This window comes from Providencia sp. (genome assembly GCF_040396775.1).
Lineage (GTDB): Bacteria > Pseudomonadota > Gammaproteobacteria > Enterobacterales > Enterobacteriaceae > Providencia.
This window is the reverse complement of the sequence record NZ_JBEBNT010000009.1, coordinates 46468-70152: the sequence shown is the minus strand read 5'-3', so window position 1 is coordinate 70152 and position 23685 is coordinate 46468. Positions and strand designations below refer to the sequence as shown.

At 42.3% G+C, this 23685-nt stretch carries 21 protein-coding genes; 14 read left to right on the top strand and 7 right to left on the bottom strand.

Annotation, left to right across the window (positions count from 1 at the left end):
• The first annotated feature begins 384 nt into the window (after positions 1-384).
• The 5 genes from ABWP91_RS11465 (at position 385) to glnB (ending at position 6030) form a co-directional block, all read left to right on the top strand.
• Complete coding sequence (locus tag ABWP91_RS11465; protein WP_353243401.1) at positions 385-1824, top strand: sensor histidine kinase; 1440 nt, start codon at positions 385-387, stop codon at positions 1822-1824.
• The gene (gene qseG, locus ABWP91_RS11460) at positions 1824-2642 is read left to right on the top strand and encodes a two-component system QseEF-associated lipoprotein QseG (RefSeq protein ID WP_353243400.1); all 819 of its coding nucleotides are present in this window, start codon (positions 1824-1826) and stop codon (positions 2640-2642) included. Before ABWP91_RS11465 ends, qseG begins: the two co-directional genes overlap by 1 nt.
• Entirely contained in the window at positions 2642-3982 is a 1341-nt protein-coding gene (gene glrR / locus ABWP91_RS11455; RefSeq protein ID WP_353243399.1) for a two-component system response regulator GlrR, read from the top strand. Before qseG ends, glrR begins: the two co-directional genes overlap by 1 nt.
• A gap of 74 nt (positions 3983-4056) precedes the next feature.
• Positions 4057-5679: an NAD+ synthase gene (locus tag ABWP91_RS11450; protein ID WP_353243398.1), complete on the top strand. Its 1623-nt coding sequence runs from the start codon at positions 4057-4059 to the stop codon at positions 5677-5679.
• Between the two features lie 12 nt (positions 5680-5691).
• On the top strand, positions 5692-6030 hold the full coding sequence (gene glnB, locus ABWP91_RS11445; RefSeq protein WP_004912721.1) for a nitrogen regulatory protein P-II: 339 nt from the start codon (positions 5692-5694) through the stop codon (positions 6028-6030).
• 186 nt (positions 6031-6216) lie between these two features.
• On the opposite strand, the gene hmpA is transcribed toward glnB, so the two are convergent.
• Entirely contained in the window at positions 6217-7416 is a 1200-nt protein-coding gene (hmpA, locus tag ABWP91_RS11440) for an NO-inducible flavohemoprotein (RefSeq protein ID WP_353243397.1), read from the bottom strand.
• Positions 7417-7880: 464 nt separating this feature from the next.
• On the opposite strand from hmpA, the gene glyA reads away from it, so the two are divergent.
• Both glyA and ABWP91_RS11430 read left to right on the top strand, forming a co-directional pair.
• Positions 7881-9134, top strand: a complete 1254-nt coding sequence (gene glyA / locus ABWP91_RS11435) for a serine hydroxymethyltransferase (RefSeq protein WP_353243396.1) — start codon at positions 7881-7883, stop codon at positions 9132-9134.
• Between the two features lie 80 nt (positions 9135-9214).
• Entirely contained in the window at positions 9215-10366 is a 1152-nt protein-coding gene (locus ABWP91_RS11430; RefSeq protein WP_353243395.1) for a 3-phenylpropionate MFS transporter, read from the top strand.
• 42 nt (positions 10367-10408) lie between these two features.
• On the opposite strand, the gene ABWP91_RS11425 is transcribed toward ABWP91_RS11430, so the two are convergent.
• From ABWP91_RS11425 to suhB, 6 genes are all read right to left on the bottom strand, one after another.
• A complete protein-coding gene (locus ABWP91_RS11425; protein ID WP_353243394.1) occupies positions 10409-11104 on the bottom strand; it encodes a fimbrial biogenesis chaperone in 696 nt (231 codons plus the stop codon).
• Positions 11105-11116: 12 nt separating this feature from the next.
• Complete coding sequence (locus tag ABWP91_RS11420; protein ID WP_353243393.1) at positions 11117-12196, bottom strand: fimbrial protein; 1080 nt, start codon at positions 12194-12196, stop codon at positions 11117-11119.
• 11 nt (positions 12197-12207) lie between these two features.
• The gene (locus ABWP91_RS11415; RefSeq protein ID WP_353243392.1) at positions 12208-14718 is read right to left on the bottom strand and encodes a fimbria/pilus outer membrane usher protein; all 2511 of its coding nucleotides are present in this window, start codon (positions 14716-14718) and stop codon (positions 12208-12210) included.
• Between the two features lie 14 nt (positions 14719-14732).
• Positions 14733-15425: a fimbrial biogenesis chaperone gene (locus ABWP91_RS11410; protein WP_353243391.1), complete on the bottom strand. Its 693-nt coding sequence runs from the start codon at positions 15423-15425 to the stop codon at positions 14733-14735.
• A 49-nt stretch (positions 15426-15474) separates the two neighbouring features.
• Positions 15475-16068 carry a fimbrial protein gene (locus ABWP91_RS11405; RefSeq protein WP_353243390.1) on the bottom strand — a complete coding sequence of 198 codons (594 nt, stop codon included), beginning with the start codon at positions 16066-16068 and terminating at the stop codon, positions 15475-15477.
• 578 nt (positions 16069-16646) lie between these two features.
• Complete coding sequence (gene suhB / locus ABWP91_RS11400) at positions 16647-17450, bottom strand: inositol-1-monophosphatase (RefSeq protein ID WP_353243389.1); 804 nt, start codon at positions 17448-17450, stop codon at positions 16647-16649.
• 122 nt (positions 17451-17572) lie between these two features.
• Here suhB and trmJ point away from each other — a divergent pair, with 122 nt between their 5' ends.
• The 7 genes from trmJ to hscA all read left to right on the top strand — a co-directional run bounded on the left by trmJ (position 17573) and on the right by hscA (position 23684).
• On the top strand, positions 17573-18304 hold the full coding sequence (gene trmJ, locus ABWP91_RS11395) for a tRNA (cytosine(32)/uridine(32)-2'-O)-methyltransferase TrmJ (RefSeq protein ID WP_353243388.1): 732 nt from the start codon (positions 17573-17575) through the stop codon (positions 18302-18304).
• 119 nt (positions 18305-18423) lie between these two features.
• On the top strand, positions 18424-18921 hold the full coding sequence (gene iscR / locus ABWP91_RS11390) for a Fe-S cluster assembly transcriptional regulator IscR (protein ID WP_004264917.1): 498 nt from the start codon (positions 18424-18426) through the stop codon (positions 18919-18921).
• A gap of 124 nt (positions 18922-19045) precedes the next feature.
• Positions 19046-20260: an IscS subfamily cysteine desulfurase gene (locus ABWP91_RS11385; RefSeq protein ID WP_353243387.1), complete on the top strand. Its 1215-nt coding sequence runs from the start codon at positions 19046-19048 to the stop codon at positions 20258-20260.
• Between the two features lie 24 nt (positions 20261-20284).
• A complete protein-coding gene (iscU, locus tag ABWP91_RS11380) occupies positions 20285-20671 on the top strand; it encodes a Fe-S cluster assembly scaffold IscU (RefSeq protein WP_206082463.1) in 387 nt (128 codons plus the stop codon).
• Between the two features lie 209 nt (positions 20672-20880).
• Positions 20881-21204: an iron-sulfur cluster assembly protein IscA gene (iscA, locus tag ABWP91_RS11375; protein ID WP_047756461.1), complete on the top strand. Its 324-nt coding sequence runs from the start codon at positions 20881-20883 to the stop codon at positions 21202-21204.
• 95 nt (positions 21205-21299) lie between these two features.
• On the top strand, positions 21300-21821 hold the full coding sequence (gene hscB / locus ABWP91_RS11370; RefSeq protein ID WP_353243386.1) for a co-chaperone HscB: 522 nt from the start codon (positions 21300-21302) through the stop codon (positions 21819-21821).
• A 12-nt stretch (positions 21822-21833) separates the two neighbouring features.
• Positions 21834-23684 (top strand): Fe-S protein assembly chaperone HscA, encoded by a 1851-nt coding sequence (gene hscA, locus ABWP91_RS11365; protein ID WP_353243385.1) that lies wholly within the window; start codon positions 21834-21836, stop codon positions 23682-23684.
• The last annotated feature ends 1 nt before the right edge of the window (position 23685 follow it).

Below are 23685 nucleotides of genomic sequence, written 5' to 3'. Positions count from 1 at the left end.
ACAGATATTCGCCTTCGGGCCTTATCAAACACAGGGCGACACGTGGAGTGAGGCACCACCTATATAATTATCTTTAATATAAAGACATAATTATATAAAAGTAGTCAATCATCGCTGGCGGGGTAAAGGTCGATATCTTTACTCCGCCTTCCTATGCCTGTCATACTTCGAATCGCAGCGTTGTTGCCTCAATCGACTCATCTATTTACATGTAGAATATACCCCACTGAAAATACGCATTTTTATGCAATAAACTGGCACGTTGATTGCAGTCATAGAGTCACACTTAGTCTGATTTTTACGCTATGGAGCTCAGAACCCGAATTCATCTTTTCGTGCGGGAGAGAGTTCTGCTACCATTGAAAGACGTTTAATGGGTATGAGATGAATGTATTGAGCAAATGGCGTTTTTTCCCGCGTTCCTTGCGTCAACTGGTTGTGATGGCGTTTTGGCTCGTCTTGTTGCCTTTATTAGTTTTGGCATATCAGGCGTATCAAAGCTTAGAACAACTGAGTAACCAAGCCGCAAATATCAATAAAACTACTTTACTGGATGCAAGGCGCAGTGAGGTAATGAGTAGCCTCGCATTGGAAATGGAGCGTAGTTACCGGCAATATTGCGTATTACAAGACGCAACGTTGAAAAGCCAGTATCAAAAACAATTTGCCGATTATGAACAAATGTTTGAAAGGCAAAGAACCATTTTGCCTCAAACATCGGACACCTCAAAGCTCACCTCAACACTGGCACAGCTTAGAACAGTAACATGTGAAAATAATGAGCCTACCGCGAAAGTCACTCAGGCCTTAGAACAATTCTCAGCAGAAAACACGGCACTCGTACAAGAAACTCGCGATGTCATTTTTAGTCGTGGTGAACAATTGCAAAAAGCCATTGCAAACAAAGGGCAGTTATTTGGTTGGCAAAGTTTGATTCTATTCTTACTCAGCGCATTGCTCGTGACTTTATTTACCCGAATGATTATCGGACCCGTCAAAGTGATTGAGCGAATGATCAACCGCCTTGGTACTGGGCGAACGCTTGCCAGCAATATTGAACGCTTTAAAGGGCCAAGAGAATTGCGAACAATCGCGCAGCGTATTATATGGTTAAGTGAGCGCTTAGCTTGGCTTGAGTCTCAGCGCCATGAATTTTTACGTCACATTTCCCATGAGTTAAAAACACCTCTCGCCAGTATGCGAGAAGGAACGGAACTCCTTGCTGATGAAGTCGCTGGGCCATTAACTGACTCTCAAAGGGAAGTCGTTGAAATTCTCGACCATAGCAGTAAGCATCTTCAGCAACTTATTGAGCAGTTACTTGATTATAATCGTAAGTTGGTTGATGACCCGCCAGAAGCACAATTAGTTGACCTGCAGAAATTGATTGAAGATATTGTTAATGCACATAATTTGCCTGCTAGAGCAAAAAATATCAAAACGGAAGTTCGTTTAAAAGTCGAAAGCTGTTTAGCGGAACCCACCTTACTTGGGCGGGTTATAGATAATATCTACTCCAATGCGGTGCACTATGGCGGCGAATCAGGTAATATTTGGATCACGAGTCGTCAAACAGGCAATAAACTGCTAATTGAAGTTGCGAATACGGGTACGCCAATTCCTGAATCTGAGCAAAGCATGATCTTTGAACCTTTTTACCAAGGGTCTTTACAAAGAAAAGGCGCGGTGAAAGGGAGTGGGTTGGGGCTGAGTATTGCACAAGACTGTATAAAACAAATGGGCGGAGAACTCTCATTAGTCCCATATAAATCAGCAGATGTCTGTTTTAGAATTGAACTGCCTCTAACAGCAGAGAATGAATAATGGTCAATCGGTCTACAGATTTCTTGACGGTGCTTTATCGTAAGGCACTGCCAAATAAACTTAATCAAAAAAACCCATTTGTGATGAGACGAACAGGGTTCAGCTTTGGGGCGGTATTCTTTACCCTTATCCTAAGCGGGTGCGTGGCAAAAAATGGTCAATCACCACTGGAAACGCTGGCTCAAGTGGTTGTGCCAGAAGTGAGAGTGACTGATTATCGTTATGCACCATGCGATACGATTTGGGAAAATGACCAGCCCACAGCTCGTGAAAATGCGCTCTTTTGGTTGCGTATGATGGACTGTGCAGATCGCACAGAAACGTCACAAGCGCGTGAAAATGCAAGCAAAATAGAGGTCACAGATTGGTCAGATGCATTTCAACAAAATATATTGTTGAACTCAGCAGACCCAACGATTGCTGAACGGCGAAAAATGCTTGATAGCATTAATACCTACAGCCTCAGTTTTCCAACTGCGGTGCGCCCGTTATTACAGTTATGGCGAGAGCAACAAGTGCAAATTATTAACCTTTCTGATGCGGGTGCACGTTATAAACGCCTACAGCAAGAAATGGACACTAAACTCGACCGCTTAAAAGAAGACAACGCTAAGCTGGCTTTTGAACTGAATACAACATCACGTAAACTCGAAAACTTAACAGATATTGAGCGCCAACTTTCTTCACGGAAAAAAAGCACCAATGAAACGGAAAAAGAAGTCGAAAGTGTTGTTGAAGGCGATAAAGAAACCTCATCTGAAGCAGCAAAACCCGCAGAACCTCCTGTAGAACAACCTTCATCGGAGAACGCGAAATAATGACAACCCGTAAGTCGGCAAGTTTATTGCTCGTTGATGACGACCCTAGCTTACTTAAGCTACTTGGGATGCGGTTAAGCAGCGAAGGGTTTAAAGTGACCACCGCTGAAAGTGGCCCAGAAGCACTTAAAATCTTACAGAAAGACAAGTTAGATTTGGTGATAAGTGACTTACGTATGGATGAAATGGACGGGATGGCGCTGTTTGATGAAATTCAAAAAGCGCATCCTAATATGCCTGTTATCATCTTGACGGCACATGGTTCAATCCCTGATGCTGTTGCTGCGACACAGCGTGGCGTATTTAGCTTTTTAACTAAGCCTGTTGATAAAGATGCTTTATATAAAGCCATCGATGAAGCTCTCGCTTTATCTTCTTCGCCGATGAGTGATGAAGAGTGGAGCTCAGGAATAGTTACCCGCAGCCCTTTAATGATACGCCTTCTTGAGCAAGCCCATATGGTGGCTCAATCAGACGTTAGCGTACTGATTAACGGCCAGAGTGGGACGGGTAAAGAAGTGTTAGCGCAAGCCATTCATAAAGCAAGCCCTCGAGCTCGTAAACCCTTTATTGCTATCAACTGCGGCGCATTGCCAGAACAACTTTTAGAATCGGAATTGTTCGGTCATGCAAAAGGTGCCTTTACGGGCGCAGTGAGTAACCGTGAAGGGCTATTTTTTGCCGCAAGTGGTGGCACACTGTTTCTTGATGAAATTGGCGATATGCCAATGCCTTTACAGGTAAAACTATTGCGGGTGTTACAAGAGCGCAAGGTTCGCCCATTAGGGAGCAACCGCGACTTAGATATCGATGTGCGTATTTTATCTGCAACGCACCGTAATTTACCTAAAGCGATGGAAAAAAATGAGTTTCGTGAAGATCTCTATTATCGCTTGAATGTGGTTAATTTACGTATTCCTGCGCTAAATGAACGCGCAGAAGATATTCCATTATTAGCAAATCATTTATTGAGGGAATCTGCATCTCGGCATAAGCCTTTTGTACGCAGTTTTTCAAGTGATGCGATGAAATGCCTAATGACAGCAACTTGGCCGGGTAACGTACGCCAATTGGTTAACGTGATTGAGCAATGTGTGGCATTAACGACATCCCCTGTTATTAGTGAAGCCCTTGTCAGCCAAGCGTTACAAGGTGAAAATACTGCATTGCCAACCTTTGTCGAAGCACGTAATCAATTTGAATTGAATTATTTACGCAAGTTATTGCAGATGACGAAAGGCAATGTCACACAAGCTGCACGCATGGCAGGGCGAAATCGCACAGAGTTTTATAAATTACTTGGCCGCCACGATTTGGAAGCTAATGACTTTAAAGAATAATTAACTATTATTCACCTACATAGTCCACGTGGACAAGGTAAACCGTATTCACGCTTCGGGAGAAGAAACACGTTATGAGCCGTAAGCTTAATATTTCACTCGCACAACTCAACTGGTTAGTCGGGGACATCGAAGGTAACTGCGACCGTATGTTGCAAGTAGTGAGTGAACAAGCCTCACAAACCGATATTGTGATGTTTTCAGAACTGTCTCTAACGGGCTACCCGCCAGAGGATTTAATTTTCCGTGCAGATTTTGAAGACAGATGTGAAGCTCAGCTTGCACGTTTACAAAAGGCGAGTACAGAAACGGCGATTATTGTCGGTCACCCTTGTTATGAAGGGGATGAAATCTTCAATGCACTTTCTTTCTTCTACCAAGGGAAATTGCATGCTCGCTATTTTAAACAAGAACTACCAAACTACGGCGTTTTTGATGAACCACGCTATTTCAGTGCAGCTGAAAAAACCTGTGTGGTAGAGTTTAAAGGCTATCAATTAGGCTTATTGATTTGTGAAGATATTTGGTATGACGAGCCTGTTGATGCGGTGAAGGGCGCAGGGGCAGAGTTATTATTAACTATCAATGCATCACCATATGATATTCATAAAGAACATATCCGTAGCGACTTACTGATTGACCATTGCCAACGTACCCACATGCCTATCGTTTACCTTAACCAAGTGGGTGGGCAAGACGAATTAGTATTTGATGGCGGTTCGAAAATTATTGCAAATAAAGGCAAACAAACCTTTAAACTACCTGAATTCAAAGAACAGGTTGTCACAGTACAATTTGATGAGCTGGAGTTGGTGAGCGAAGGCAGCGTATTTATTGAAAATGACCCTATCGCACAGGTATACCAAGCCTTAGTGATGTCAACTCGTGATTATATCAATAAAAATGGTTTCAATGGTGCAATTCTTGGGTTATCTGGTGGGATAGACTCCGGTTTAACCGTTGCTATTGCAGTAGATGCTATTGGTAAAGAACGTGTACAAGCGGTAATGATGCCATTCCGTTATACTGCCGAAATAAGCATTCATGATGCCAAAGAACAGGCCGAGTTATTAGGCGTAGAATTTGATATTGTCTCTATCGAACCGATGTTTGATTCATTCATGGCGCAATTAAGCCCAATGTTTGAAGGGACAGCGGTTGATACCACTGAAGAAAACTTACAGGCACGCTGCCGTGCTGTTATCTTAATGGCGATGTCCAACAAACGTCGTCGTTTAGTCTTAACAACCAGTAATAAGAGCGAATCCGCAGTTGGCTATTCAACACTGTATGGTGATATGGCTGGCGGTTTTGATGTATTAAAAGACGTGCCAAAAACACTGGTTTTCGAACTGGCTAAATACCGCAATACGCTTTCATCGGCTATTCCACAGCGCGTGATTGATAGGCCACCGTCAGCAGAATTGGCTCCGGGGCAGTTAGACCAAGATAGCTTACCGCCTTACGATATATTAGATGCTATCTTAGAAGGTTATGTTGAAAAAGACTTATCCGTGAATGATCTTATCAAGTTAGGCTTTGATAAAGACGTTGTCCGCAAAGTGGTGCGTTTGGTCGACCTTAACGAATATAAACGCCGACAAGCACCTGTCGGGCCGCGTATTACCATGCGGAATTTTGGTAAAGACCGCCGTTATCCGATCACCTCAGGTTTTGGCCGCAAGAACTGGTCATAACAGGAACTATTTATGAAAAAAATCGATGCAATTATAAAGCCATTTAAACTTGATGATGTTCGTGAAGCGCTGGCGGAAGTCGGGATCACAGGTATGACGGTTACTGAAGTGAAAGGGTTTGGTCGCCAAAAAGGGCACACTGAACTGTACCGTGGTGCAGAGTATATGGTGGACTTTTTACCGAAAGTTAAAATTGAAATTGTTGTCCCTGACGATATCGTGGAAAACTGCGTTGAAACTATCATGCAAACAGCGCAGACCGGTAAAATCGGTGATGGTAAAATTTTCGTTTATGATGTTGCACGAGTGATCCGTATTCGTACGGGAGAGCAGGACGAAGAAGCGATTTAACCTATTGAATTAAAATGCGGTAACGGTAAAACACACAGGAATGGGATTAGAACAGTGTATTTTTTATGCGAGCCCGTTACCGCTAAGTTGTGACAAAACATCAAACACCGAGCCATTAGAACAGTTTCTGTTGGCTGATACGTTTCAGGAAATGCTCTTCTTACTCGAAGAGCATTTTTTTATCTCTTAATTGAGCGCTAGCACTTTATGAGGGCCAAAGCATTCATAATGAATTGCATCTGCATTAACGCCCATTGAAATTAATTGCTGGCCAATATACTGCATAAAGCCAACTGGGCCACAGAAGTAGAACTGCATATTCGGCAGGTCAATCCATTCACGTACTTTCTGTAAATCCATTAACCCTTCATATTGGTAATCAAAGCCGAGGCGGTCATTATCACGAGGCTGATTAAACCAAATTGCGCTATGACCAGCTTTTTGTGTTGCCATCAGTTGTTCAATCTCATGGTTAAACGCATGAACTGCGCCATTTTCTGCTGCATGTAACCAGTTGACGGTTGCTTCATGGCCTTGTTGTGTGAGGTGATTTAGCATGCTTAACATTGGCGTTAGGCCAACACCTGCTGAAATCAATGTAACAGGCGTTTGGCTATCAATATCAATAAAGAAATCGCCACATGGCGGTGCTAAATGAACACTATCACCCTCATTGATATGTTGATGTAAGAAATTAGACACAGCACCTTGGTCTTCGCGTTTTACTGCGATGCGGTAACTTTGACCATTAGGTGCTGTTGTTAGGGAGTATTGGCGGATCTCTTGGTTCTCAAATCCATCATGATTAATATAAATGGTGATGTATTGACCTGGGCGATAGCTTGCGACTGGCTTACCATCAACAGGGACGAACTCAAAGCTGGTGATAACATCACTTTGTGGTTGTTTTTGTTTTAGTTTAAATTCACGTAAACCTTCCCAACCGCCATTTTTGTCTGCATTTTCTTGGTAGATTGAGGCTTCACGGCCAATAAAAATATCGGCTAATACACCGTAGGCTTTACCCCATGCATCAAGCACTTCTTGACCTGGGTTGAGGAGTTCATCAATGGCTGCCAGTAAGTTTTCGCCGACGATTGGGTAATGTTCAGGTTTGATGTTTAGACTGACGTGTTTTTGGGCTATTTTCTCAACGGCGGAAATTAAAGCCTCTGGGGTCTCAATGTGAACCGCATAGGCGCAAATGGCGTTAAATAACGCTTCACGTTGTGCACCATTAGCTTGGTGGGTCATGTTGAAAATATCTTTTAACTCAGGATGTTGATTAAACATTCTGTCATAGAAATGTGCGGTAAGTTTAGGACCAGTAGCTGCGATAGCAGGAATGGTTGATTTAACAATGGCGATAGTTTGGCTGTCTAACATACAGGTGCTCCTGAATTATTTTCATGTTCTCGAGCAGGAAGAGTTCTGGTATTTTTTCTAAGCTATCAAAAAACATAACACTGAGTTTTCATCGAGATAGCTAAGTTTAACTCCAAAAATCTTTACTTTTTTTGAGAAACATAAAGTTTATTTATAAACATGTATTTTAAATACAACTTATAATATTTAAGGGTATCTGTAAAGACGCAAACAAATAAAATAGGGCAAAAATAGACACATAATGAGAAGGGACTCGCAATACCAGATATTCATACGTCAAAATTTGAAATTTGGGCTATTTTATAATGAGGCGAAGAGTGCTAAATGACGTGAAAAAAATTAATGCAATCGTTTGCGTATATTTTTTCTTTAGGGCTATCTCAAGAACGAAAAAGAGTTTACACTGTGTGCTATTGCGATGAATTGATTGTCAACCTATTGAATTGCTGAGGCAGGAGAAGCGAATGTTAAAGCGTGAAATGAATATTGCAGACTATGATCCAAAATTATGGGAAGCAATGGAGCAAGAAGTACAACGTCAAGAAGAACACATTGAATTAATTGCTTCTGAAAACTATACCAGTCCACGAGTCATGCAGGCTCAAGGTTCTCAGCTAACCAATAAATATGCAGAAGGGTATCCAGGCAAACGCTATTACGGCGGTTGTGAGTACGTTGATGTGGTTGAGCAATTAGCGATTGACCGCGCAAAAGAATTATTTGGTGCAGATTACGCAAATGTGCAGCCACACTCAGGTTCACAAGCGAATGCAGCAGTTTACATGGCACTGTTACAACCAGGTGATACTGTGCTGGGGATGAACCTTGCGCACGGTGGCCACTTAACTCACGGTTCCCCAGTTAACTTCTCGGGTAAATTGTACAACATCGTTCCTTACGGTATTGATGAAAGCGGTAAAATTGACTACGACGATATCAAAGCGCAAGCTGAAAAACATAAACCAAAAATGATTATCGGTGGTTTCTCTGCGTACTCTGGCGTAGTTGATTGGGCTAAAATGCGTGAAATTGCAGATGCCATTGGCGCTTACTTATTTGTTGATATGGCACACGTTGCAGGTCTGATTGCAGCAGGTGTTTATCCAAACCCAGTTCCACACGCTCACGTTGTGACAACCACAACCCACAAAACGTTAGCGGGTCCACGCGGTGGCTTGATCCTCGCGAAAGGCGGTGACGAAGAGCTGTACAAAAAAATCAACTCAGCGGTATTCCCTGGCTCCCAAGGCGGTCCTTTAATGCACGTGATTGCAGGTAAAGCAGTTGCATTGAAAGAAGCGATGGAACCCGAGTTCAAAGTTTACCAACAACAAGTTGCGAAAAATGCGAAAGCAATGGTCGAAGTTTTCCAACAACGTGGCTATAAAGTTGTTTCTGGTGGAACTGAGAACCACCTATTCTTAGTTGACTTAGTTGACAAAGATATCACGGGTAAAGATGCTGATGCGGCATTAGGCCGTGCAAATATCACTGTAAACAAAAACAGCGTACCAAACGATCCGAAGAGCCCATTTGTCACTTCCGGTGTGCGTATTGGTTCCCCTGCAATTACACGTCGTGGGTTTAAAGAAGCTGAAGCGCGCGAGCTAGCTGGCTGGATGTGTGATATTCTAGACAACCTCAATGACGAAGCGACCATTGAGAGCGTGAAACAAAAAGTATTAGCAATCTGTAAAAAATACCCAGTTTACGCATAATATAACGACTTTTAGTTACCTAAACCCGCTTCTACTGTTAAGTATGAGCGGGTTTTTTGCATTGAAAAAATGGAGGGATGATGGTCATTCCATCAACACGCTGGCTAGCAATTGATTATTTTACCTACTTTTTTGCATACAGTATTTTCTTGCCGTTTTGGTCTGTTTGGCTACAGGGTGAGGGAATTGATGCCGAAATGATCGGTGTTTTACTTGGGGTAGGTCTTGCGGCTCGTTTTCTTGGGGCGATGTTTATCACCCCGTTAGTTAAAGAACCTTCCAAGTTAATTAGCGCACTACGGTTATTAGCGGCAGCGTCCTTGATCTTCTCCATTGGTTTTGCCTTCGGCTCGCATTGGGCATGGCTACTTTTTGTGATGATTGGCTTTAACTTATTTTTCGCACCTATGGTTCCGCTCGGGGATTCACTCGCCGGAACATGGCAAAAGCAGTTTACGTTTGATTACGGTAAAATCCGTGTTTGGGGTTCGATAGCCTTTATTATCGGTTCTTCATTAATGGGCTATTTGGCAGGTGTATGGGGCCATAAATCAATCATGGTTGCTTTGATTATCAGTTGCTTAGCTTTATTGCTGGGTGCTATGTTGAGGCCAGCAATCATGCCATCAGGAGCTGCAAAAACAGATAATGGTGATAAAGTCACCGTTAAACAACTAATTGCTGATAAAAATGTGGTCAGGTTTCTGATTTGTGTGACTTTATTACAAGGTGCCCACGCAGCTTATTATGGTTTTGCTTCACTGTTCTGGAAAGAAGCAGGCTATTCAGATTTAGTAATTGGTAACTTATGGTCACTGGGCGTTGTTGCAGAGGTGATCGTTTTTATGCTGAGTCACCGTTTATTTAGGCGCTGGAGTGCGCGTAACTTACTGTTGTTATCCGCATTTTGTGGAATAATTCGTTGGGGAATGATGGGGGCATTTACCGCATTACCTATGCTGATTATCGTGCAAATTTTACACAGCGGAACGTTCACTGTTTGTCACCTTGCCGCAATGCGTTTTATCAGTGCGCGTAAAGAAAGTGAAATTATCCCATTGCAGGGCATCTATTCAGCACTGGCGACGGGGGGCGGTTTAGCTATATTAACGATTATCGTTGGTTATATTTATGAGCGTGTTCCTGCCCATCACGGTGTGGTCTTTTATTTGATGGCGCTACTGGCTGTACCTGCGTTATTTATACGCCCTAAAGTTGCTGCACAGTCATAACTTTTCTCCCGCTGGGCTATAAATGTGATGACATATCGCCATTTATAGCTTGGCTTGATACGCAATTTGTTGCCCAGTATCATCAATATAAACCACTGTAATATTCTCTCCATTAACCACTTTTTTCCCCGAGGGGATTATCTGCGTCGAAAATGGTGCGATCATTAAACTTTTAGCAATAGAATCATTGGCGTTATTTGCAGTGTAGATATTGGCAATACTAAGAAAATAAGGTGTTGGGTTATTTACGGTTAATAACCCCTTATCGGCATAAAACTTAGCGTTATCCAATAATGTGTCAGGAAGGGGTAACAACGATATAGGGCGGTAAAACACTTTGATCCGGGTTTGAATCGCCAGCTGCAGTGTATTCATACCCTGAGTATTTTTAGGTTTTGGCGCAATATCCAACACATTTAAATAATAAACAGATTCTCTATCCATGGGCAAATTATTGCCAAGAAAACGAATGCGCAGCTGAACACCCTCATTTGCGGCTATTTTGTTGATAGGTGGTGTGACAATGAAGGGGGCGCTTGTTGTTTCGGGTGTTGAATTAATATTCCCTTCATCTATCCAACTTTGGGTCAACGTCGGCTGTTCACTGTAATTAGTCATCTGGATGCTAACCATTTTCCTATCACTAGGAAAGATAACCCGAGTTCCCTGTAAAACAAGGCTTGCAGGTGTTTGTAAACTTATTAACAATAAGGCAATTCCCCCTAAGTATTTCATCATTCGCTTCCTTTTTTAGTTGTAAGACATCACAACGGTTGCCGTACCAGATACTGCCCCTTGAGTGACAACACTGGGGTTATAAGGGTAATAATAAGCTCCTAAATTGACGGAAAAGGACGGCGAAATGGGGTTACCTTTTAGGACAGTAAAAATACTTGTGGCGGTATTTTGTGTCGTTACACTGTCTGAAAGGAGCAAAGGAGTGGTGAGATTATCCGTTTTAACGAGCCGAAAACCAACACCTTTAGCACCTTGGGAGAGGGTATTGTTTATCGTGGCTTTATCATTTGTCAGTAAGCTACCACTGGATAGAAACATAGACACATCGCGAGAAGCGGTACTACCCGCGAGGAAATCTTTGCATGTGAAATTCAGCGTAAAGGGGGTGTAGCCTGCTCGAGTCGCATTTTTGACTGTATTGATACTGACAGGCGGAAGTGAAACGACTAGCCCTTGATTAGTAAAGTTACAGGTAGTTAGGATAGGGTTATAGGTTAACTGCATCGGTTGGTAAAACATATCCTCAGCATGTGTTGGCCAGTTTAGGGTTAAGAGAAACGTGACCAAGTCTGAAATAAGGCGTAGTAGCCAAGGGACAAGACCTAATGCAGTTACATCTGTTGCCATCATCACTGGGCTGATTAACACACTGTTGCCTGCAACTTCTTTATAATTATTCGATGGTGGGTTAGGGAGTAATTTAAATTGAATCGTAAAGTTTGTGTCTAAATTAGAGGCGGGGTAGGTACCCGGGGGAATATTATTCACACTTGATTGACTAATACCGCTGACTGAGATGGAAACCACTTGTTTCCCACCATTAAAGCCAATCGCGACTGTGGATTGGCGAAATGGGCTATCAATGCCTACCGTATTTGATTGAAGTATCCCTGGTGGTACGCAAGTATATTGGCCTGTGAATCCTGTTCGAGTTGATTTGGTGACCGTGGTTGATGTGCTTGTGAGCTCCGTGGATATATCAAAATTGAGTGGTGGCACATTTTTTTCTCCCAAATTACTGCAACTGGCAGCAACATCATAACTTGCGAGTAATAATGCGGGTAAGAGGAGTGCCAATAGCGTCTTTTTCATCATAGCGTCCTTTATCGACAAAAGTTACGGTTTCTGTCCATGGTATTAATGGGATCCTTAATCACGCACTCTGATTTTTCCTTAGGGTTGAGCTTGATATACAAGGCTGAAGGCCACTGATCGCTTTTGATGTAAATCACTCCAGATTGCCCTACATAACCAATGTTTTGCTTTTGTGCATTATTCACTTCAGTCCCAAATGGTAGGGACTCCCCATTAGCCAGTGACGCTCTAAATATGTAAGTTTGACGCGTGTCAGTTTCGAGTTTGATATAATTCACGGCACCTTGATACGGGCTCACATTGGCCATATTGCCGAGGACTTCCGCGCCTGATGTTTTGTCGGTATCAGAAAGGGTATAGGTATTTGTTCGATAAGGTGTTGAATTCGCAACCAATACGACACCTTGCTGATTGGTGAGGGTGGTTTTATCTGAATTGACCATCATGTTATTGGCTAACGGCGCTTCGATAATGGTGTAGGTTTGGCCTGTTTCACCTGAAAAAACAATATGTTCAGGAATGGCGACTACCGTTCCCCTTGCCCCCAAACCTGCTTGGCGGTAGTTATTGGCTTCGGTATATGAACCTGAAAGGGTCGTCGATGGAAGTTGATAACTGGCATTTGCACCTACTAAATTATTTCCACCGCTTTGATTAGTCGCGGTAACCGTATAATTGACTTGATCATTTTTACCTGCATTGCCGCTAACGCTCAACGCTGTTTGTTGGTAATGTGAATCGGTAAAGTAACTGCCGAGATTAATATTGGCGCGTTTCTCAAACAATGAGAATGGCACACTGACATTCGCATACACCCGTGTTTCTTCTTTATTATCATAATTACGAATACGAGAAACTGATACGCTGTAGGACACATCATTGTAGTTATTGGCATAGCCCGCTTGGTATTCACGGCTGCTGCCATGGGTATTCCAATAATCGCGATGGGTACCAGAAACAAAGACAGACCCATAACCATCCGCGAGTTGTTGATTCAAATTCAACGTAAAGGTGTTTTTTGCACGAGACCCCCGTAGGGCATCAAAATTGGTTAATGATAGGTCTGAAGGTGCATTATTCCCCAGCTGTTGAGAGAGGTCATCTTGATAAGATTTCCACGCGCGATAGTTATCTTGGGCGTAGATAGCATCCATAAAGCTATAATAACCACTTGTTGAATAGCGGTAAGATGCCAACGTTAAATTGGTTGAGGTTGAATTAATGTATTTACTGTAAGTTAGCCGGTAACTTTGTCCACTCTGAGATCCAGCATCTAGTTTCGCATTCGCGTGCGTCACATCGGCAGAAATAGCACCAAAACTGAAGTTCCAACCACTCCCCACAACACCAGAATAATATTTCTCACTGAACAGCATTCCTGCATAGAGAGTGACGAGGTTATTCAGGCCGTAGTGTATCTCACCTTGTGTAAAATTAGGCTGGTAGTGCGTGCTTTCAATTTTTGTTTTCCCAGCAAGAAGGTTGTAGGTGTAAATACCTTCTTTAAGCATATCAGGAACCGCAGAATAGGGGACGGTGAAGGTTTCTTTGCGGCCATCAGCCTCTTGTACAACGACAAATAAATCTCCCCCGCCTGCGCTGGGTTGAATATCATTAAAAGAGAACTCACCTGGTGGGACGTTTTCTTGGTAAACCAAGTTATTATTTTGATACACGCTCACCAATGCGTTGGTCTGAGCTACGCCGCGAATGATAGGAACAAAATTCTGACTCGAATTGGGGTACATTCCCATTTCGGTCGCCAGCGCAATTCCGCGAATACGTAAACTGTTAAACAGTGCCGCAGGGGTGTAAAAATCCCCCACTTTAACCCCTGATTTTATTTGGCTAATAGGCCGATAGGCATAACGCGTATTATTTTTCCATTTTGATGATCCATGGGAACTCTTGCGATAACTTGATTCATCACTAAATTGCCATGCCCCTAGATTAATGCCGGAATTTAAAGTTGCATAAAAATTATCGCTGCTAGTTTTGGTATTTTTCTTTTCTTTGTAGCTGTAATAGTTTGTATTGTAGGAAAAAATAATCGCGGGTTCGCCGTAATTCCATAAACTCGGGTCGACATAGTTGGCCTCAGATTGTTTTAATGCCACTTGGGGCACAGTCATGTCGAGCCGTAATTCATTGATATTGAGTTTGTAATGAACATTTGGCACTAAAGAGTCAATAGGAATAACATTTTGTTGTTGAATTTTTTCAATCACACTCGGCGATAAGTTTAAATTTAATTTTTCAACATCGTTAGAGGAAAGACTGATGAGCTTACCGTCATTATCAACCTCAATTTCAAATTGGCCTTTCCAGTTATTATTTACATAAAGGTCCGCTAACTGTTTACCCGAAGGAATTTTACTGTCTGTATAAAATCGTGAAATATCGCCCTGTGCGGATTTACCGACCAATAGGGATGTCTCAAATTCATCCGCTATCGCGTTTTTGAGACAACTTTGCAGACCTAATAGAATTAGGAAATAGAGATAGTTTTCTTTTTTCACGATGATATCTTCTTTTAAAGTTTAATATTATGAGATTTGAAAACGCCATAATCATCGACATAAACTAAAACAAGGTCACGGTTTTTTAATGCATGCTTTAATGGAAACGCAAGGGAAGACATTGGCGATACCATTCCCGAATCAATCAATGAGTTTTTTTTATCGTTTGTTGTTGTCAGTGCGGCAACCGTAAAGTGATATTGCGAGTTATTTTTTATTAATAGGGTGTTATTGTTTAATTGGTAATTAATTTTATTAATCACATCATCCGGTAATTCTGTTAATTCAATAGGACGATAAAAAACTTTTATTCGAGAACGTGTGGCTAACTGAATCGTATTTTTACCTTTAGCGGCATCGGGTGTTTTAGGAATATCTAATACATTTAAATAAAATACACTTTCAATATGGTTTGGTAGCGCCTTATCTATTTTTTTAATTTTAAGTTGTTGCCCTTGTAAACCCTCAATTTTAACAATAGGGGGGGACAGGTAAAAAGGGGCATCTGAATTTTCGGGAGTCGAGTTTTCATCGCCATTATCAATCCATGACTGAACAAGAGAAACTGTATGACTATTATTGGTTAATTGCACAGCAATGCTATCTGCACTTTCGGGGTAAATAACTCGAGTTCCTGTAATGATGACATTCGCAAATATCAATTGCGGAAATAATAATAAGGTAATTGTCATTAATATATTTTGCATAAACACCCCAAAAAACCAGACCCATTTTGAGTCTGGTTTCAATTTATTTTTATAAATAAGACACTGTGTAAATGACGTTAGATTGCAATGCACCAACTTGGGCTGCGGTTGCATTCGTTTTATAATAACTCGCAATCAGGTTTAGTGTTGCACCTGTTGCACCGGTGGTGTTTGCTGCGGTAAGGGCGGTATCAAATGTTGCATTTAAAGGGATAGCAACGGTTGGCGACGTGGTTTGTGACAAACTAAAACCCACATTACGTGCAACAGCTGGGTCGTTTTCATTCGCTGTGGTATTCACCAGATATAGGCCTGAAGGCGATATATTACTGGATGAAAAGTGCAGTTTTAACGTACTAGCAGGCGTTCCGCCGCCAACTTGAGCACAATTTGAAAACGTTAATGCAAATGTTTTTTGGTTTTTGGTTATCACTGTATTTGCCGTTGTTCCAGCATCACTTGCAACAATTGGATCTAAGGCAATGGACATATCAGCACTGTTGCCACCATTAATGGTACAAGTGGTATCACTGATAGCACCGGAGATTGAAATAATACCTCCAGGGCTGTTTGTCGCCGCGAGTGCTGAACCTGATATAACAGATAAAGAAAGTAAAGACAGAGGTAGTATATATCTAGACATAGTTAACCCCATTAAGGTCAAAGAGAATAAAGTTATATAACTTTGAATGGCAACCTGTTAATCATTAGCTGCCTTATTTTATGCTAGATATGGTTTTTATATTTTTCAAATATAAATTCAAAAAAATTAAAAATGAGATTGTCGTCTTTTGTATATTGATGAAAATAATGAAGATGCATTTTTATTTTTAAATGAAAAAATACACGCAATAAGCGTATTTTGGGTGTTAAGATATTAATGTGAATATTTCTGTGGTTTTTGTCATTAGCGTGATTATTTTTAATATCTAAAATTTTTATATTGATAATGATGGTTTTCAGTTTCAAACTGAAATAGTTTTTTTTGAAACAACCTAAATAGGTTGTTTCTTTAAGAATAAAAATAACTAATTAAAGGAGTAAAATGGCAGGTTTTTATGAAAAGCTATATTGATTAGAGCTAATCGTTATAAGTTTGAGATTGTTATGACTAATGTTTTATTAGCTTACGAATACTAATAAAATGTGTAATTTTATTTAGGGTAGGTTAATGGGTATAAAAAGCCCACATATAAAGTGGGCTTTTAACGAAAAAAGAAATTAACGTTTTAATGCTTCAGATAATTCATCTTTCATGACAGACAATATATCGCGAACGACGCGAGGGCTACCTGCAACTAAATTGCCAGAAGCTAAATAGTTATGGCCGCCGATAAAGTCAGTCATGATCCCGCCTGCTTCACGCATGATGAGTTCGCCACCTAAGAAATCCCATGGTTTTAAACCGATTTCAAAGTAAGCATCGACGCGACCAGCCGCCACATAGCATAAGTCTAATGCCGCAGAGCCTGTGCGACGGAAATCTGCGCATTTATCAAACATCGCTGTCATGATGTTCATAAATGCAGGTGCGTGTTGTTTTTGTTTGAATGGGAAGCCTGTTGCAACGATAGCACCGTCAAGGTCACGTTTCTCATCGATACGCACACGGTAGCCGTTCAACTGCGCGCCTTGTCCACGAACAGCGCTGAATAATTCATTACGCATTGGATCGTAAACCACAGCAACTTCGGTACGGCCTTTAACGCGTACGGCGATAGAAACAGAGAAGTGAGGGAGACGTTTTGTGAAGTTGGTAGTGCCATCCAGTGGATCGATTACCCATTGAACATCATCATCTTTACCTAATAATTCACCACTTTCTTCAGTGATGATTGTGTGGTCTGGATAAGATTTACGGATGATTTCAATAATTAACTGCTCAGATTCATGGTCAACGTTGGTGACGAAATCGTTCGTCCCTTTCTGAGTGACTTTAATATTGCTAGGCATTTCATAGTTTTTAGCTATGTGATTACCGGCCTTACGTGCGGCACGTATGGCGATGTTAAGCATCGGATGCATGGGCTTTTTCCACTGGAATGTTAAAGAACAAAAAACTTGAGAGCCGAAGTATATAGATGTTCGTCACAATAAGCAATTTTGTGTTAAGCTATGCCGATAATTTTTCATTAAACGTATAAACCATGTTAGATAATATTCGTATCGTTCTTGTTGAAACCTCACACACTGGCAATATGGGCTCCACAGCTCGTGCAATGAAAACTATGGGGCTTTCAAACCTGTATCTTGTTAATCCTCTTGTCGAACCTGATTCGCATTCAATCGCGCTCTCTGCTGGGGCGAGTGATGTCATTGGTAACGCGACCATCGTAAAAACCTTAGATGAAGCCCTCGAAGGGTGCAAATTGGTGATTGGAACCAGCGCACGTTCACGGACATTATCATGGCCAATGGTTGAGCCGCGTGAATGTGGCGTAAAATCTGTCGAGCAATCAAAAGAATCGCCAGTCGCAATTGTTTTTGGTCGTGAGCGAGTGGGGCTAACCAACGAAGAACTGCAAAAATGCCAGTATCATTTGTATATTCCAACTAACCCAGAGTACGGTTCGTTGAACCTTGCGATGGCAGTACAATTGGTGAGTTATGAGATCCGTATGGCGTATTTAGCCATGGATGAAAAAAATGCCGTGACCTCAAATGATGATGAGGTAGAATACCCACCTTCTGAAGATGTTGAACGTTTTTATGTGCACCTTGAGAGCGTATTAAACGAATCGGGCTTTATTCGAAAAGCACATCCAGGCTTAATTATGAATAAGTTACGTCGTTTATTTACCCGTGCACACATCGAGACGCAAGAGCTACATATCCTGCGCGGCATTTTAACGTCGATGGAAAAATGGGCGAAAAAGTGAGTTGAAATCCGTGGTGAAAGCCAGTGAATAATACTTGAGTAAAATAGTCAGGTAAATAGTTGACTAAATTACTCAGGAATGTCACAATTCAGCCATATTTTACCACGGAGTAATATGTTATGAGACTCACTTCCAAAGGACGTTACGCAGTAACTGCGATGCTCGATGTCGCGTTACACTCTCAGTCAGGTCCAGTACCTTTAGCTGATATTTCTGAACGTCAGGGAATTTCCCTCTCTTATCTTGAGCAACTTTTCTCTCGTTTACGTAAAAACGAGCTAGTTTCTAGCGTCCGCGGTCCGGGCGGTGGTTATTTGCTTGGTAGAGACGCTGACCAAATTTTTGTTGCTGAGGTAATCGCTGCGGTTGATGAATCTGTTGATGCAACCCGTTGCCAAGGTAATAAAGAAGGGTGCCAAAACGGCGACCGCTGCTTAACTCATGCATTATGGCGTGACTTAAGTGACAGAATCACCAGTTTCCTCAGCAGCATCAGTCTTGATGAGCTTGTGAAAAATCAAGAAGTGATGGTTGTTGCTGATAGACAAGATAATGAACAGCGCAAAACCATGCCAAACGGCATTACGCCTGAATCCATTATTAATGTACGTGCTTAAAATATTATATTAAAAATTGCAGTCGATACCGAGTAGTGAGTACCTAGACGAAGAGCTAAGTTCCGCCATCGGTATCTTTAAAAAATTAAAGGCAAGTTAACTTGTCCTTTGGAGTATGTGAGCAATGAAATTACCAATCTATCTTGATTATTCAGCAACAACACCGGTTGACCCGCGCGTAGCTGAAAAAATGATGCAATGCTTAACGATGGATGGGAACTTCGGTAACCCAGCGTCCCGTTCTCACCGTTTTGGTTGGCAAGCCGAAGAAGCGGTTGATATTGCACGTAACCAAATCGCTGAATTAGTGGGTGCTGACCCACGTGAAATCGTCTTTACATCAGGCGCCACTGAGTCTGATAACTTAGCCATTAAAGGCGCAGCGAACTTCTATAAGAAGAAAGGCAACCACATTATTACGTGTAAAACGGAGCACAAAGCCGTTTTAGACACTTGCCGCCAATTAGAGCGTGAAGGCTTCGAAGTGACCTATTTGTCACCACAAAGCAATGGCTTAATTGCGATGCAAGACCTGATTGACGCTATCCGCGAAGAAACTATCCTGATTTCTATCATGCATGTGAACAACGAAATCGGTGTGGTTCAGGATATCGAAGCTATCGGTGAATTATGCCGTAGCAAAGGGATTATTTTCCATGTTGATGCAACACAAAGTGTCGGTAAATTACCTATCGACTTAAGCGCATTAAAAGTGGATTTAATGTCATTCTCTGCACACAAACTTTATGGCCCTATGGGGATTGGCGCGTTATATGTTCGCCGTAAACCTCGTATTCGCCTTGAAGCACAACAACACGGCGGTGGTCATGAGCGTGGAATGCGCTCGGGCACATTACCTGTTCATCAAATCGTGGGCATGGGTGAAGCTTACCGTATCGCCAAAGAAGAAATGGCGGCGGAATCTGAGCGCTTGCGCAGTCTGCGTTTACGTTTGTGGAATGGCATTAAAGATATCGAAGAAGTTTACCTCAATGGTGATTTAGAACACGGTGCGCCGCACATTCTGAACGTCAGCTTCAACTATGTTGAAGGTGAATCACTGATGATGTCATTAAAAGATTTGGCTGTATCTTCAGGTTCTGCATGTACTTCTGCAAGCCTAGAACCTTCTTATGTACTGCGCGCTTTAGGGATGAATGATGAGCTAGCACACAGCTCAATCCGTTTCTCTTTAGGTCGTTTCACGACAGAAGAAGAAATTGACTATGCAATCAAAATGATTCATGGCGCAATTGGCCACTTACGCGAGCTGTCTCCTTTATGGGATATGTTTAAAGACGGCGTAGATCTTAACAGCATCGAATGGTCTCACCATTAATCAGACGGTTTCAGGAGTTTAAAAATGGCTTACAGTGAAAAAGTTATCGATCATTATGAAAACCCACGCAACGTTGGTTCGTTCGACAACAGCGACCCAAGCGTTGGTAGTGGTATGGTAGGTGCACCTGCTTGTGGTGACGTCATGAAGCTACAAATCAAAGTTAGCGATGACGGCATTATTGAAGATGCACGCTTTAAAACTTACGGTTGCGGCTCAGCGATTGCGTCAAGTTCACTGGTTACTGAGTGGATGAAAGGCAAGAGCTTAGACGAAGCGGAGTCAATCAAAAATACAGCGATTGCAGAAGAGTTAGAATTGCCGCCAGTGAAAATTCACTGCTCAATTTTGGCAGAAGATGCAATTAAAGCTGCTATTGCAGATTACAAAAGCAAACGCCAAAGCAAATAAGGTTTAAATCAGTTTATAGGGCAACCCATATTAATAAATAACAAAAAGTTATCGCCCTATAACTGGTCAAAATATCGGTCATCCAACATGTTGAATATCGTTAAGTAAGTGATTACTTATCAACGGGGTGAAAGGTATAAAAATAATTTGAAGGCGGATGCGACAATTGTGTAGCATCTGCCTTGTTTGTTTCTAAAGTGAGGTTTGCAATGTCTATTTCTCTTACAGAAAGTGCAGCGCTGCGTATTCAATCTTTCCTGCAAAATCGCGGTAAAGGTGAAGGTTTGCGTTTAGGTGTAAGAACTTCAGGTTGTTCAGGAATGGCATATGTTCTTGAGTTCGCTGATATAATCAATGAAGAAGACACAGTTTTCGAAGATAAAGGTGTAAAAGTCATTGTTGATGGCAAAAGCATCGTTTATCTGGATGGTACCGAGCTGGATTTCGTCAAAGAAGGCTTAAACGAAGGGTTTAAATTCAATAACCCTAACGTCAATAGCGAATGCGGATGCGGTGAAAGTTTTCACGTATAATGCCTTCATAAACGCATGATTTTCGACCAATGTAGCTGATACTGTTAAACAAGGTGTTTGTTGCATTGGTAACCGGTTCGAGACACTAAGCACTTATGGATTATTTTACTCTCTTTGGGTTAACCCAAAATTACGCAATTGATAGCGAACAACTCACACAGCGCTTTCAAGATTTGCAGCGTCAATACCACCCTGATCGTTTTGCTGCTTCTTCTGAGCAGGAAAAAATGCAAGCCCTTCAAAAAGCAGCCACGATAAACGCGGCTTACCAGTCTTTACGTCACCCGTTAAAACGGGCGGAATATCTGCTTTCATTGCATGGTTTCGATATTAATAATGAACAACATACTATGCATGATACGGCATTTTTGATGGAGCAACTTGAGCTGCGTGAAGAGCTCGACAATATTGAAAATAGTGCCAATGCGCTTGATTTATTGGCGGTGTTTATGAAAAACGTCAAAAAAATGCAGCAAGATAGAAGCCTGTTAATGGTCAACGAATTGGATGCGATGCAGTGGGAAAAAGCTGCTGATACTGTACGCAAACTGCGTTTTCTCGATAAGTTACAGCAACAAGCTGAGCAGCTCGAAGAACGGTTACTGGACGAATTTTAAGAGAAAACGATTATGGCCTTATTACAAATCAGTGAACCGGGTATGACCGCTGCGCCACACCAACGTAAATTGGCGGCGGGTATCGACTTAGGAACAACGCACTCGTTGATTGCCACGGTGCGCAGTGGTGAAGCTGCTGCACTACCTGATAGCCAAGGGCGCGTTTTGCTGCCGTCTATTGTCAATTACCAAGCCACCACAAAGCGTGTAGGTTGGGATGCAAAGCAACTGGCTGAACAAGACCCCGTGAATACCATTATTTCTGTAAAAAGAATGATGGGGCGTTCATTGGCTGACATTCAAAAACGCTATCCTGATTTACCCTATCAACTGACTGCTAGTGAAAACGGATTACCGTTCATCCATACCGCGGCAGGGCAAGTTGACCCGATCCAAGTGTCGTCAGATATCTTAAAAACACTGGCACAACGCGCTGAAAACACCCTTGGTGGTGAAATGGATGGCGTGGTGATCACGGTGCCAGCCTATTTTGATGATGCGCAGCGCCAAGGAACTAAAGATGCAGCACGTCTTGCAGGTTTACATGTATTGCGTTTGCTCAATGAGCCGACAGCTGCCGCAATTGCTTATGGATTAGATTCAGGCCAAGAAGGGGTTATCGCAGTTTATGACCTCGGTGGTGGCACATTTGATGTATCAATCTTACGTTTAAGCCGCGGTGTGTTCGAGGTATTAGCCACGGGGGGTGATACAGCGCTCGGCGGTGATGATTTTGACCAAGTGCTTGCGCAGTGGATTGCCGACCAAGCCAGTGTTTCACTGCAAGGTGACCACCATTTAAATCGCCAATTATTGAATATTGCCACTGACGTAAAAATTGCGCTGAGTGATGCAGATACCGCAACTATTCAGCTTGCCAATTGGCAGGGTGAAATTCACCGTGAACAATTTGAAGCGCTGATTGAAACGCATATCAAACGTACGTTAATGGCGTGCCGCCGTGCATTAAAAGATGCGGGGGTAGAGGCGGATGAGGTGCTGAATGTCGTGATGGTCGGCGGTTCGACTCGAGTGCCACTTGTGCGCCAAAAAGTAGGTGAGTTTTTTGGTAAAACTCCATTAACCTCCATCGACCCTGATAAGGTTGTCGCCATTGGCGCGGCTATCCAATCCGATATTTTAGTGGGTAATAAGCCTGATAGCGATATGCTGCTGCTGGATGTGATCCCGCTTTCCCTTGGTTTAGAAACCATGGGGGGCTTAGTGGAAAAAGTCATTCCACGCAATACCACTATCCCCGTTGCACGTGCACAAGAATTTACCACATTTAAAGATGGCCAAACTGCTATGAGTGTTCATGTAGTGCAAGGTGAGCGTGAAATGGTGGCAGACTGCCGCTCTTTAGCGCGTTTTACACTGCGTGATATCCCTGCAATGGCAGCGGGTGGTGCACATATCCGTGTCACATTCCAAGTGGACGCCGATGGTTTGCTCAGTGTGAGCGCTATGGAAAAATCCACGGGAGTGGAAGCCTCAATTCAAGTTAAGCCATCCTATGGTTTAACGGACAATGAAATTTCAAACATGATTAAAGATTCAATGACTAACGCGCAAGATGATTTAACTGCGCGCCGCCTCGCGGAGCAAAAAGTTGAAGCGGCAAGAGTGCTTGAAAGTTTAACGAGCGCATTAGAGCAAGATGCTAATTTACTGACGCCAACCGAAGAGTCAGAAATTGATAATGCGGTCAATGAGTTAATTAAAGCGGTTGAGGGCACAGACCCCGCCGTAATTGAAAATGCCATTAAACAACTGGATAAGCAATCGCAGGATTTTGCAGCGCGACGAATGGATGCCTCTATTCGCCAAGCGTTGTCAGGCCATTCTGTGGATGAGATATAAT